Raw genomic sequence first — 13,115 nt, forward strand, 5'->3', positions numbered from 1 at the left:
CAGGTGCGGTATGTCTCCCAAGGACACCGAATGGGGACTCGTCACCGAAATGGTGCGGGACCACTTCTTCATTTCTGGCGAACCCCGACCCAAGCTGGTCCAGTTCGGATTCTCACCGGAGTTCGTGAGCAGAATTCCGCTGAATTATGTGAGCAGCGATAATTCGGTCGCCCTGGTCGAGGCAGTGCGGAACAGCGGCATCGAAACCCAGCTCCAACTGCTCAGCACACTCGTACGGATCGACTCGCTGACCTCCATCCCGGCCGGCAAAGAGGCACTGCGCCTCAAGGCCGAGCTGGAGGAGGCGGCGCGCCTGCACATTTCACCTCAGGACTTTTTCCTCAGTAGCGTGCTCAGCAGCGGCGGCGATGTGTTCATCGACCGGGCGGACTTCAGGAAAAGACTCCGCCAATTCTTCGAAAATCCCGACAAGACGGTTCTGGTGGTGGACGGAGAACCGGACAGCGGACGCTCCTACAGCTACAAGCTGATCCGACACGTCGGCGAGCACTGCAATTTTCGCCCGGTGCGGGTGACACTGGACCGCACGTCGACCGCCGAGCAGGTGATCCAGCGGCTCACCGAGTCCGTCGCGGACCCGGACACGGCCACACCGGCGACCTCGGACACGGCCGTCCTGCCGTTGAATTCGGCACAGTTGAATGATCCACTACCCGAGCTCGACGCGGCGGTGCACCGTGTCGTCCGGCAGGCCACCACTGCGCGCGGGCAGTACTGGCTGGTGCTGGACGACTGCGACAAGCTCGACGTCAATTCCGACGTCTGGGACTGCATCGGAAAACTGGCCCTGGCCCTCTACAACCAGAAGCCGGCCCCACCGGACCTACCGCCCCGGCTGGTCCTGCTCGGGTACTCGCCGACGATGCGCCAGCTCCCGTACGAGATACGCAAGAACGAGGTCAGGGACACCGCCCAGGTGTTCGGCCCGGACGATCTGCGGGAGTTCTTCCAGCAGTTCTTCTCCGAGGCCTCGACGCTCCCCGACACGACGAGGGTCGCCGGCCTCGTGGAGGCGACCGTCCCCGCCGTCCTGCACGCGGGTGAGGCCTCCGGGCCCGACAGCTACATGCGCAAGGTTTGCACGGCGGCAGCGGAATCGGTCCGCCTCTACGGCGCGCTCCCACCCGGTGAGGACTTCGGAGCACACCTGAGCGAGCAGCTCCGCGCCGCGGCGACCGCCACCGGTCCCGCAGAGGTGTCGGAGCTGCGCAAGGCCTATCGGGAAGCGGCGTCCCTGCTGAGCCGGTTCGACCCGGCGCGGTTGAAGCTGCCCGGCGAGGAGGAACCCTCCGGGGCGGCCGGCGTGGAGCTGCTGCGCGACTGCCGGGCCGTCGGCGCGCGCAACACCATCACCTGGGTACTCAAGCAGGAGGCTCGGGACACGGCCCTGCGCGGCTTCGCCTCTCCGGAACCGGCCCGCCTCGCCCTGCTGGCCAATCTGGAACAGGTGCCGCCCGGCCCGGGCCCGGAACGCACCGCGTTGGCCTACCTCGAGGGCAAGCCCCCGGACCTGGCCCACCAGAAGCTGGACGAGCTGCCCCACACACTGCAGGCGGTGTTGTGGCTCGCGCAGATCCCGGGCATCACCGGCATCCCGCAGAGCGGCGAGGTCCAGCGGCTGCTGGACCGGGCGCGGCTGATGCAGCCCCTCGAACGCCTCCCCCGCGGCTCCTTCCAGGGGCGCGTGGAGGAACTGGCGCGGCTGCGTGCGTACATCGGACTGCCCACGCCGCTGCAGGACGACTTCACCCGGGCGGTCGGCAGCGGCACCAAGCGTCCGGTGCTGGTCCACGGGCTGAACGGCGTCGGCAAGAGCGCTCTGCTCACGACGTTCCTCCGGGACAGCCTGCGCGACTTCCCGACCCCGTTCCCCTTCGCGTACGTCGACTTCGCACGACCCTCCCTCTCCGTCCGCGAACCGGCGACCCTGATCGCGGAGATGGCTCGACAGCTGCGCGTCCAGTTCCCGGAGCACCGTGCCGATTTCGACGCCCTCGCGCATGCGTGCGAGGAGACCGCCGGCCTGCACCGGGCCGAAGAGGACACGGTCGACGAGCTCTACGAGCTCGCCACCACCCGGGCGACGATGGCACGGCTCTCCCAGTCGGGCGTGCACGCCCTGTCCGCGGCGCGCGAGGGCATGCTGGCGGCCCAGCTCGCGACGCTCGTCGTCGAGGCGGTGGGGCTGCCCGCCCGGGAGCAGCCGCCCCTGGTGCTCGTGATCGACTCCTTCGAGGAGGCCCAGTACCGCGGTTCCCCGGAACTCGGCCGCATGTGGGGTGTCTGGTCGGCACTCCAGAAGGTGCACCCGCGGCTGCGCACCGTCGTCGCCGGGCGGCTGCTGAAACAGCATCCGGCGCGGCTGGTGGAGCCGCTGACCATCGAGTTGAACGAGCTCGGCCCGGAGGCCTCCGCGGCCCTGCTGGCCTCCTGCGGGGTGGCCGACGAACGGCTCGCCGAGAAGCTGGCCGACCGTGTGGGCGGCAACCCCCTGAGCCTGAAGCTGGCGGCTCGGGCAGCCGAGCAGGAGGGCGACCGGGCCGAGTCGCTGAACGAACTGATCGAGAGCCTGCCCCGGCGGCGACGGCACTTCTTCCGCAAGGTCGACGAGATGCTCATCCAGGGGATCCTGTACGAGCGGATCCTGGGGCGTATCGAGAACGAGGACGTGCGTGCCCTGGCCCAGGCCGGAATGGCGCTGCGAACCATCACCCCCGACCTCATCCGGGACGTCCTCGCCGATCCGTGCGGACTGGCGGTGGACTCCGACCTGGAGGCGGAGCGCCTCTTCGAGCTGTTCTCCCGGCTCGACCTCGTGGAATCCGCCACTCCGGGCAGCGTGCGCCACCGGGCCGATCTGCGGGCCATCATGCTGCGGCTCGCCGACCGCTGTCGTCCGGATGTGATGCGGGCGGTCGGGCAGCGGGCCGTCTCGTACTATGCGGCACGAGACGGTCTCGAGTCGCGGGCGGAGGAGATCTACCACCGGCTGCGGTTGAACGAGAGCCCGCGCGAGGTGGAGCTGCGCTGGCTGCCCGGTGTCGAGCGGTTCCTCGTCGGCGCCGACCAGGACATGGCGGGACGGTCCGCCGCGTACCTCGCCGGGCGCTTCGGCGGCCACGCCCCGGACGAGGTGATGGCGAAGGCGGACCAGGAGGACTGGGAGCGCCTCACCGCCCGCGAGGTCGAGGACCTGCTGTCGCAGGGGTACACGGACGCGGCTGCGGCCCGGCTCGAGGAGCGGCGCCCGTGGACCTCGGGCAGCCCCTTGCATCCGCTGTGGGTCGAGACCCTGGACCGGCTGGGCCGTCGTGCCGAAGCCCGGGCAGCGGCCGACGCGGCCGTGGAGCGCGCCGAGGAGGACGGCTTCCCCGAACTGCAGCTGGAGTTGCTGCTCCTCTCGGCCCGGTTGGCCGAGGCGGACGGCGAGCGGGGCGAGGCCGACGACGACCTCGCCGAGGCCGAGAAGATCGCCACGGGCCTGGGCAAGGACTTTGAGGCGCTGGGCGCCCTGCTGACTCGTGCACAGCTGTCGGCGGGCACCGAGGAACACGGTCAGGAGGTCGCGAGCAGGCTCGCCCAGCGACTGCGGCGGCTGCCCGACGCGAGGCTCGTCCAGCAGCCCGCCCTGGTGCGTGCCGCGGCGGCAGAGGTCTCGCGCGACCACCCGGGGATTCTGGAACACGCCCTGGACGTCGTGGGGCTGCCCGAGATCGAGGACGGTGCCTTGGACAAACTCGGCGACGCGATCACCCGCGTGGTGGCCCGCAGGCCCGAGCTGCAGGCCTCGCTGCGCTGTCTTCTGGAGGATTCCGCGAACCCGTCCGACCGGACCTTCACGACCGGGGTGACCCACCAGGGAGTGCGGAGCACGCTGCGCGAGGCACGCCGGCTCGGCACGCTCGACCGGCTCGCCAGGCGCCTGCTGAACCTCGACGACCGGAACGGCGAGATCGTCTCGGGCGTGGCGGCGGCCATGGGCGCCGCAGCCGTCACCTCCGGCCCGGACGTCGCCGCGGGCGCGCGGCCGGTCTCGTCGGAGCAGGGCGAGGCGGACCCTCAGCGGAGAGCCCAGCCGAAGGGAACGGCCGCAGAGCGGCCTGATCGACCATGAGCGACCCGTATCTCTCCCAGGACGACGTCGTACACCTGCGGGACACAGCGGTGGAGGCAGGACTGGCAGATCCGGCACTGCGGAGCCTGCTGTTCGCGGGCATCCTCCCGAAGTACCGCGGCTCGCTTCCCCTCCTTGCGGCGCCCGGTCAGCAGATCCACTCGGACCTCAACGAGATGAACCTGGTAGAGCGGCTGATCGACGGCTCCGTGCCGCTGGCCCTCTGGCTCCGCAACGCCGCCGACCAGCTCACCGACGCCGCCGCTCGCGACGTGTTCCTCAAGGCTCTGGATCGAGTGGCGCGCGATGCGGCCGGTGAGCCCGACGTTGCCCCTGACGTCCCCACCGGGGAAACCAAGGAAGAAATCGTCTTCCGGGACGACACGGTGCCCTTCGACTTCCTGAACGGCGGAACGCTGGCCGGCTCCTCGGTCGCCCGCATCAAGGTGCTGCCCTACCAGGGAGGCGCCCTGCTCCAGCCGCTGGCGCTCCCCCACAACGGCACGGGCTGGCTCATCTCCTCCGACCTGCTCGTCACCAACCACCACGTCGTCAACGCCCGCAAGCGCACCGATGGCCGGCAGCAGGTGGCGGACCCGGCGGACCTCCGGCTCCAGGCCCAGGGATCGCGCTCGCGGTTCGACTACCTGAGCGAGGACGACACAGACGTCGAGGAGGCCCATGCGAGCGAACTCGTGGCCTGGGACGAGGAACTCGACTACGCAGTGCTGCGCCTGACCGGCGTGCCGCCCCGGCCGTTCCTCCGCGTCGCCACCGCACCGCTGGTCGTGGACAAGGACACGCCTGTGGCGCTCAACATCATTCAGCACGCGGGTGGGGAGCCGAAGCGGATCGCGCTGCGCAACAACCTCGCCTTCGAGGCGGACGACCGGGACGTGCGCTACTTCACCGACACCCGGGGTGGCTCCTCGGGCTCGCCGGTGCTGACCGACGACTGGACGGTGGTAGCCCTCCACCGCGGCACGCGACGCGTCTCGGACGTCAGCTTCCAGGGCAAGAGCACGGCCTTCGTGAACGTAGGCACACAACTGAGCGCGATCCTGGGGCACCTGCGGGAGCACAGCCCGCACATCAACGACGAGATCATTGCGGCCCAGTCGGGCTGACGGGGCGGCCACGAAACAGGAGGTGTGAGATGCGCGGTGGATCACCGGTGGCGACCGGGCCTCAGCAGGTCTTCCGAGAAGACCTGCTGGAGGTGGCCGCACGCGTACGCAAGGGGCTGGACGAGGAGATCCTCGAGTCCGAGGAGGAGCTCCCGCGCGAGGAGGAGGCAATCGCACGGATAGGCCGCGCCGCCCGGGACGAGCGGGCCAGGGTGCTGGAGGCCGGGGTGCGCGGGCTGGAGAAGCTCGCGTCGGGACGCACCGATGATGTCGACGCGGACGAGTACTTCGGGGTGGAGGCGATCGTCCTGCTCGAGGGCCGCCCGGCGATCCTGGTCCAAGGCCAGGACTTCGCCTCGCAGCCGGGTGACTGGGCCCTGCTGGACGGGCAGCGACCGGGAATCCGGAGTTCGATCGAGCGGGTCGGCCGGGTGGAGGTCTCCGGACACGCCGAACTGGACTGGTTGGGTACGGGCTTCCTCGTCTCGCCGTTCGCCGTGATGACCAACCGCCATGTCGCGGCCGAGTTCACTCGGGCGGACGGCGAGGGCGGGTTCACCTTCCGCCAGAACATGGGCGCGCGCATCGACACTGCCGAGGAATTCGGCGCGCCCACCACCGACGCATCGTTCGAGTTCGAGGTCACCGGGGTCATCGGCATCCACGGGGACGTGGACATGGCGCTGCTCCGAGTGGCCCCGTCGGCCGACGGCGGGCCGCTGCCGACACCACTGCCGGTGGCGGCGGACGCTCCCCCGGACCTGCCGGGTCGGCCCGTGTACGTGGTCGGTTACCCGGCGGCGGACGGCCGCCGCAACGAGCCGGAGGCCATGAGGCGCATCTTCATGGACATCTACAACGTGAAGCGGCTCCAGCCGGGCACGGCGACGGCGCTGGTCCCGGACGGGTCCGGGTTCACCATGACGCACGACTGCTCCACGCTCGGCGGCAACAGCGGCTCCCCGGTCTTCGACCTGGCCGACCACCGGGTGCTCGGCCTGCACTTCGGCGGCAGGTTCAGGTCCGCGAACTTCGCCGTGCCGCTGTTCAACCTGACGGAGGACCCGCTGCTGCAGCGGGCGGAAGTCAACTGGGTCTAGGGCGCCTTCGAAGGCGGGCGCGCCGGTCTCCGCACTGTCACACCGGATCGGGGTTCCCCGGGCGCGTCATCGCTCTGCCCTCCCGGACGCGCTCCGGACGCGCTCCCGCTGCGTTTGCCAGTCGATACGGGCGGTCGGAGACTGGTTGTATCCGCGCTGCTGCCACGCCCCGTGGGCACCTGCCGACTGTCTGGGACTTCTCTCGAAGGGCCCGTGGCGACGCCGCATCTGACCACAGTGAACGTCGCGAACCTTGCGCGTGTTGCCGCGTGATCAACCATCGGTCCTCTTACCCAGGAGGTGTCCTATGAGCAGGACCTCGCCGCGACTCAACTGCATCATCCCCCCGTACCTTCTCAAGAGGCTCCTGGAGAGCGAGGACGGTGAGGTGCGGCAATCCGCCTTGAACACCCTGCTGACCACTGCTCGTCTGCGGGGTGAGCGCGCGGTCCGGGCGTCCTTCGCCGGCGTGGCCGCCCCCGGCAACGGTCGGCGCACCGTCTTCGACTGCGAGGAGGGGAGTTTCCTCCCCGGCGCTGTCCTGGCCAGGCCGGAAGACGGACCGGAGTCGGGTGACGTGTCCGTCAACCGGGCGTTTGACGGGCTCGGCCTGACGCGCGATTTCTACAAGGAAGTGTTCCAACGCGATTCCATCGACGGCCGGGGGATGCGCCTGGACGGATACGTCCACTTCGGCGTGAAGTTCAACAACGCGTTCTGGGACGGACGACAGATGGTATTCGGCGACGGGGACGGGAAGCAGCTCGGCAACCTCACCGGATCCCTCGACGTGATCGCCCACGAGTTGACGCACGGAGTCACCGAACACACCGCCGGATTCGAGTACCACAATCAGTCCGGCGCCCTGAACGAGTCGATCTCGGACGTCTTCGGGTCGCTGGTCAAACAGTGGTCGCTCAAGCAGTCGGCTGAGGAAGCGGACTGGCTGATCGGGGCTGACGTGTGGACCCCGGGCATCGAGGCCGACGCCCTGCGATCGATGAAGGCCCCGGGGCATGCGTACAACAACGCCCTGTTCGGCAAGGACCCCCAGCCCGACCGCATGAGCAAATTCATCCACTTGCCCGACACGGAGGAAGGTGACAACGGCGGGGTGCACTTCAACTCCGGAATTCCGAACAAGGCGTTCTTCCTGACCGCCGTGGGCATCGGCGGATTCGCATGGGAGGCTGCCGGGCCCATCTGGTACGAGGCACTCAGAGCGTCCGGCGCCGAGGCTCAATTCCTGGACTTCGCCCACACCACCTTCCAGAAGGCCGGGGAGCTGTTCGGCATCGGCAGCGCCGAGCAGTCGGCCGTGCTGGCGGCGTGGCAGGAGGTGGAAATCCCTCTCAGAGGCGTCCCGACCGGGGCCGCCCGGCCACGCGGCTTCGCGGCCAACGGGCACCGTGGCGCGGGCCGACAGGACGACCTGGCAGCCCTGAGCAGGCAAGTAGGTGAACTCAGCGCCCATATGTCGAGGCTGGCCAAGGAAGTGGACGCACTGAAGGCATCCAGGTGACCCCCGGGAACATCCGTCTCCCAGCCCTCGGTCACTCGTCACCACCAGGTCACCCGCGATGAAAGTGACTCTCGCGATACACGGCGGGCTGGCGGCAACGGTCAACCGCCGCCTCCCGCCGCAGGTGATGGACGCGGACACCCTGCCCGGGAACGCCCGCACGGAGCTGGCCCAACTGGTGGCAGCGGCCATCCCGACGTCCAATGCGGACCAGCCCGGCCGCGCCAGGGATGCGATGAGCTACACGATCACGGTGGAAGACAGCGGCCGCTTGACGACCCTCAAGCAGTCGGACGCCACGATGACCCCCGCCTTCGCCGCCTTGCTCACTTGGCTTCAGAAGCACTTGCAGCAGCAGTGACCACAAGGGGGTCGATCGATGTTTTGCCCTCATTCCGCGCAAAGCAGCAGGTCAACGAACCCTTCCCCGGGGCTTCAAGTGGGTTGGTGGCATTTCGGGGGCCGGAAGCGGAGGGCCGTCGTAGCCCTTGACCTCGCCGAATCGCGACCCGTTCACCCAGTCTTCGCGGGCCTGCGCGATATCGTCGTGTGACCGTCCGATCCAGTTCCAGAACATCACGATCTCCTCCTCGAACGGCTCGCCGCCCAGGAGCATCAGGCTGGCGTCCGACGAGGCGCGCAGGGGGAGGTCCGTGCGGCCGCAGCCCAGGTAGAGCATGGAGCCCGGGAGGACCGGGACGTCGTCGACGTGGGCTTCGCCCGACATCGACAGGACCGCGTACTCGAAGTCCGGTACGAGCGGGAGGCGGGTCTCGGTGCCCGCCGCGAGGGTCAAATCCGCGCCGACGATCGGGCTGTACGCCGTTCCGGGCGAGGTCGCCGTGTCCAGGGTGCCCAGGATGACCGTCGCCGTCAGGCCGGGGGCCGTGACGTGCGGGAGTTCCGCGTGGTGCTGGAAATGCGGGTCCACGTTGCGGTGGGCGTCCGGCAGGGCCACCCACAGCTGGGCACCGTGCAGGAAGCGGGCGTGCGGGCGCGGGCTCTCCTCGGAGTGGCTGATGCCGCGGCCCGAGGTCATCAGGCCCAGCTCGCGCGGGCGGATCGTGGCAAGGCTGCCCTCGCTGTCGCGGTGGAGCACCTCGCCGTCGTGAAGCCAGCTCACGGTCTGCAGACCCGAGTGGGGATGGGGCGCGACCTGCATACCGGGCTCGTCGGCGATGTCGTCCGGGCCGTAGTGGTCGACGAAGCACCAGGCACCCACCATGCGGCGGCCCAGGTTCGGCAGGAGTCGGCGGACCTCGGTGGACTCTCCGAGCTTGACCGTGCGCGGGCTGAGGAGCTCGCGCACCGGCTCGGCCACGACGAAGCCGCGGCCGCCGCAGGCGGAGAGAGCGGGCTGGCGATCGAGATTGCTCATACGGACAACCTAGTCGTGTGGTGGCGGCTCCGGCGGTGGAATGTTCGACCGCCCAGCCGTGTTGGTGGCACCGGACGGACCACCCGAACGGCGAAAGGGACGCGATGAACGCGCCGGGGACGTACTTCGAGCACGGAACGGCGGCCGAGCGCTGGGCGCGCGCCCGGCTCTTCTTCGACGCGAGGGAGTACGCGACGGCCGCACGCATCCTGGACGGGCTGGCGGGCGAGGTGCCCGAGCAGCTGGCACCTCGGCTGTTGCTGGCCCGCGCCTACTACCACTCCGCCCAGCTGTCCCGCGCCGAGCAGGAGCTCCGCGCCATCCTGGAGCGCTGGCCGGTGGAGGACTACGCGCAGCTCATGCTCGGCCGCACACTGGAGCGCCAGGGCCGCGCCGCCGAGGCCCGCCCGTACCTGCGGGTGGCCGCGGCGATGGCCGGCGACTTCCCCGAGTAGGGGCGAGGCCGCCGTCTCTGCGCAGGCACCGCTGCCCGAACGTGTGTGCGTGAGCGGCCGGCCCCGCGGCCGCGCCGGGGGCGGGGCCCCCGTTCCTACGAACGGTCGGATTCGCGCCCAACCGCGCAGGGCAGCCCAGGCCCGCAGACGAGGCCGCCGGTCCGCGCCTGCGGGCCCCGCCCGGTACTGGTGAGCCGCCGGCCTCTGCGTGGCTCCATGTGTACGGACGCCCCACCGCGCTCAGGACGTCGCCGGACCCGCGCAGACCCGGAGTCGTCGCGTTCGAACGCTCGCCCCTCGGAGCCATGAGACTGCCCGAAACCCGACCGCGCCCGCCGGCGGTCGGCCCCGCGCAGGCGCGCGCCGCCGAGCTCGGCGCGCATGGGCCAGCGGACTCCGCGTGCGTACCCGCCCGGCTACTGCGCGTACGCGTCCCCAGCTGTCGGCACCAGTGGCTTCGGCTCGCCGCCCGCGAGGCAGAGCGCACGCACGACCTCGCGCTTCGTAACAGGTCGGCGCCGGTGCCTCCGGGCCCGCCACGCTCCGCGCACGGCGCGCCCGGGGACGCCTTCACCGCGCATGCGGGCGGCACGCCCTCGCGCGGCCGGGGCCGGCGGGCTCAGCGTGCGCGGACCACGCGCCACCGGCCAGCGTCGGCCGGGCAGCCGGCTCGGGGTGTGCGAAGGGTCTGCCTCGCGGACGGCGGACCGAAGCCGCTGGTGCCGGCGCGCGCACGACCTCGCGCTCACCCCGTACCCCGTCGTGGCAGGTCGGCGCCGGTGCGTCCGGGCCCGCCACGCTCCGCGCACGGCGCGCCCGGGGACGCCTCACCGCCCATGCGGGCGGCACGCCCTCGCGCGGCCCGGGCCGGCGGGCTCAGCGTGGGCGGACCGCGCGCCACCGGCCCGCGTCGGCCGGGCAGCTGGCTCGGGCCGTGCGAAGGGTCTGCCTCGCGGACGGCGGACCGAAGCCGCTGGTGCCGGCGCGCGCACGGCCTCACGCTCGCCCGCGTACCCCGTCGTGGCAGGTCGGGGGCGGCGCCCCCGGGGACGCCCTCACCGCGCATGCGGGCGGCACGCCCTCGCGCGGCCCGGCCGGCGGGCTCAGCGTGGGCGGATCGCGCGCCCCCGGCACGCGTGAGCCGGATGCCCCGGCTCGCGGGGATGCGGGGCGGAGCCGCTGGTGTCGGCGGACAGCCTCGCTCGCCGCGGCCGGGGCGGAGCGGCGGCGTTCGGGGGTTCGGCCACGTGCGTGTGGGGTCCTGGGGGCGGCTCGGATAGCCTGGGGCTCATATGAACCGCCTGACCACACCCTTCGGCTCCTACGAGCTCACCCGCTTCCCCGAGGACCCGCGCGACCGGCTCCGTGCCTGGGACGCCGCCGACGAGTACCTGCTGCGCCACCTCGACTCCGGTACCGGGGAGCGCGGGCCGGTGGACCTGGCCTCCGCCGGCCAGATCACGGTGCTCGGGGACCGCTGGGGGACGCTGACGACGGCGCTCGCCGCGTACCACCCGACGCAGATCACCGACTCCGCCCTCACCCGCTCCGCCACCGCGGCCAACCTGGACCGCAACGGGATCGGGACGGCCAAGGCCACGGTGACCCTGCTGACCACGCAGGATCCGCCGCCCGGGAAGATCGACGTCCTGCTGGTGCGCGTGCCCAAGAGCCTGGCGCTGCTGGAGGACCAGCTGTACCGGCTGGCCCCGCACGTGCACGCGGGCACCGTCGTGGTCGGCGCCGGCATGGTCAAGGAGATCCACACCTCCACGCTGCGGCTCTTCGAGAAGATCCTCGGCCCCACGAAGACCTCGCTCGCGGAGAAGAAGGCCCGGCTGATCTTCTGTACGCCGGGCACCCCCGGCGCGACCCGGCCCACGACCCCCGGGCCGTGGCCGCTGACGTACACGGTGGACGAGGACGCGGGCTCGGGCTCCGGCCTGACCGTCGTCAACCACGCCGGGATCTTCTGCGCCGACCGGCTCGACGTCGGCACCCGCTTCTTCCTGCAGAACCTGCCGACCAACACCGACGGGGCCCGGGTCGTCGACCTGGGCTGCGGCAACGGCGTCGTCGGCGCGGCGGTCCAGGTCCACGACCCGGACGCCGAGGTGGTCTTCACCGACGAGTCGTACCAGGCGGTCGCCTCCGCGCAGGCCACGTACCGGGCGAACGTCCGCGAGGGCCGGCGTACGGCGGAGTTCTTCGTCGGCGACGGCGTGGCGATGCTGCCGCCCGCGTCCGTGGACCTGGTGCTGAGCAATCCGCCCTTCCACTCCCACCAGGCCACCACGGACGCCACGGCGCTGCGGATGTTCGCGCAGTCGCGCAAGGTGCTGCGGCCCGGCGGCGAGCTGTGGATCGTCGCGAACCGGCACATGGGCTACCACACCCATCTGCGCCGGCTCTTCGGCAACAGCGAAGTCGTCGCGAGCGAGCCGAAGTTCGTGGTCCTGCGGGCGGTCAAGCAGGATCGTCCGCGGACCGTGTGACCTCCCCGGACGAGCTGCCCGTGTGAGCTGCCGATATGACCTGTCGGTAGCTCCTACACTCTCGCCCGTGAGCAGCCAGGTGGAGGACGGGAGCGGTGGCGGGCGCTACCGCCGGGAGGACGTGGCCCGGGCGGCCGGCGTCAAGGTGCGCAACCTGCGCTACTACCAGGAGCGCGGGCTGCTGCCGCCGCCGCGCCGGGAGGGCCGGATCGCCTGGTACTCCGACGACCACCTGACCCGGCTGCGTCTGATCAGCGATCTGCTGGGGCGCGGGTACACCGTCAACGGGATCGCGGAGCTGCTCCAGGCGTGGGAGGAGGGCGGTGGTCTGTCCCGTCTGCTGGGCCTGGAACGGGAGATGACCCGGGACTGGGTGCAGGAGGAGCCGGTGACGATGACCCGGGCCGAGCTGCGGGAGGTGTTCGGTCCGACGGCGACCGCGGCGGACACCCGGCGGGCGGCGGAGCTGGGTTACGTGACGCTCGACGGGGACCGGGTCACGCACCCGAGCCGGCGGCTGCTGGACGCGACGCTGACGCTGGTGCGGCTGGGGGTGCCGCTGGCGGAGATCCTGGACGTCGGGGAGTTCGTGCAGACGCAGGCGTCGACGGTCGCGGACCGGTTCGTCGGGCTGTTCCGGCGGCACGTGATCGGTGCGGAGGGGGCGGAGGGTCTGGAGCGGCTTTCGGCCACGCAGCTCCAGCACATCACGGCGGCGGTGGCCGCGTTGCGGCCGGTGGCCGGGGAGGTCGTGGCCACGGAGTTCGCCCGGGCGATGGCGCGACGGGTGGACGCGGAGGTCGCCGAACTGCTGCGTACGGAGCAGTAGGAGTCGGCTCAAAGGGTGCGCTCGCACAACCTTGCCAACCCCCATTGGCACTCTTACATTCAACTCGTCGGTAA

General features: G+C 71.1%; 9 protein-coding genes. 8 read left to right on the forward strand and 1 reads right to left on the reverse strand.

Annotation, left to right across the window (positions count from 1 at the left end; genetic code table 11):
• The first annotated feature begins 10 nt into the window (after positions 1-10).
• The 5 genes from ACZ6JT_RS04105 (at position 11) to ACZ6JT_RS04125 (ending at position 8,245) form a co-directional block, all read left to right on the forward strand.
• Positions 11-4,135 carry an AAA family ATPase gene (locus tag ACZ6JT_RS04105; protein ID WP_469206942.1) on the forward strand — a complete coding sequence of 1,375 codons (4,125 nt, stop codon included), beginning with the start codon at positions 11-13 and terminating at the stop codon, positions 4,133-4,135.
• Positions 4,132-5,262, forward strand: coding sequence for a trypsin-like peptidase domain-containing protein (locus ACZ6JT_RS04110; RefSeq protein ID WP_469206944.1), 1,131 nt, complete (start codon positions 4,132-4,134; stop codon positions 5,260-5,262). Before ACZ6JT_RS04105 ends, ACZ6JT_RS04110 begins: the two co-directional genes overlap by 4 nt.
• Before the next feature lie 29 nt (positions 5,263-5,291).
• Entirely contained in the window at positions 5,292-6,362 is a 1,071-nt protein-coding gene (locus ACZ6JT_RS04115) for a trypsin-like serine peptidase (RefSeq protein ID WP_469206946.1), read from the forward strand.
• 307 nt (positions 6,363-6,669) lie between these two features.
• Complete coding sequence (locus tag ACZ6JT_RS04120; RefSeq protein ID WP_469206948.1) at positions 6,670-7,884, forward strand: M4 family metallopeptidase; 1,215 nt, start codon at positions 6,670-6,672, stop codon at positions 7,882-7,884.
• 58 nt (positions 7,885-7,942) lie between these two features.
• Positions 7,943-8,245 (forward strand): protealysin inhibitor emfourin, encoded by a 303-nt coding sequence (locus tag ACZ6JT_RS04125; RefSeq protein WP_469206950.1) that lies wholly within the window; start codon positions 7,943-7,945, stop codon positions 8,243-8,245.
• A gap of 51 nt (positions 8,246-8,296) precedes the next feature.
• Here ACZ6JT_RS04125 and ACZ6JT_RS04130 read toward each other — a convergent pair whose 3' ends face one another.
• Complete coding sequence (locus ACZ6JT_RS04130; protein WP_469206953.1) at positions 8,297-9,262, reverse strand: pirin family protein; 966 nt, start codon at positions 9,260-9,262, stop codon at positions 8,297-8,299.
• A gap of 104 nt (positions 9,263-9,366) precedes the next feature.
• Here ACZ6JT_RS04130 and ACZ6JT_RS04135 point away from each other — a divergent pair, with 104 nt between their 5' ends.
• The 3 genes from ACZ6JT_RS04135 (at position 9,367) to ACZ6JT_RS04145 (ending at position 13,041) form a co-directional block, all read left to right on the forward strand.
• Positions 9,367-9,717: a tetratricopeptide repeat protein gene (locus ACZ6JT_RS04135; protein WP_469206955.1), complete on the forward strand. Its 351-nt coding sequence runs from the start codon at positions 9,367-9,369 to the stop codon at positions 9,715-9,717.
• A gap of 1,301 nt (positions 9,718-11,018) precedes the next feature.
• Positions 11,019-12,212 carry a methyltransferase gene (locus ACZ6JT_RS04140; RefSeq protein ID WP_469208177.1) on the forward strand — a complete coding sequence of 398 codons (1,194 nt, stop codon included), beginning with the start codon at positions 11,019-11,021 and terminating at the stop codon, positions 12,210-12,212.
• 67 nt (positions 12,213-12,279) lie between these two features.
• A complete protein-coding gene (locus ACZ6JT_RS04145) occupies positions 12,280-13,041 on the forward strand; it encodes a MerR family transcriptional regulator (protein WP_469206957.1) in 762 nt (253 codons plus the stop codon).
• The last annotated feature ends 74 nt before the right edge of the window (positions 13,042-13,115 follow it).

It is taken from the genome of Streptomyces sp. NPDC046308 (assembly GCF_055588065.1).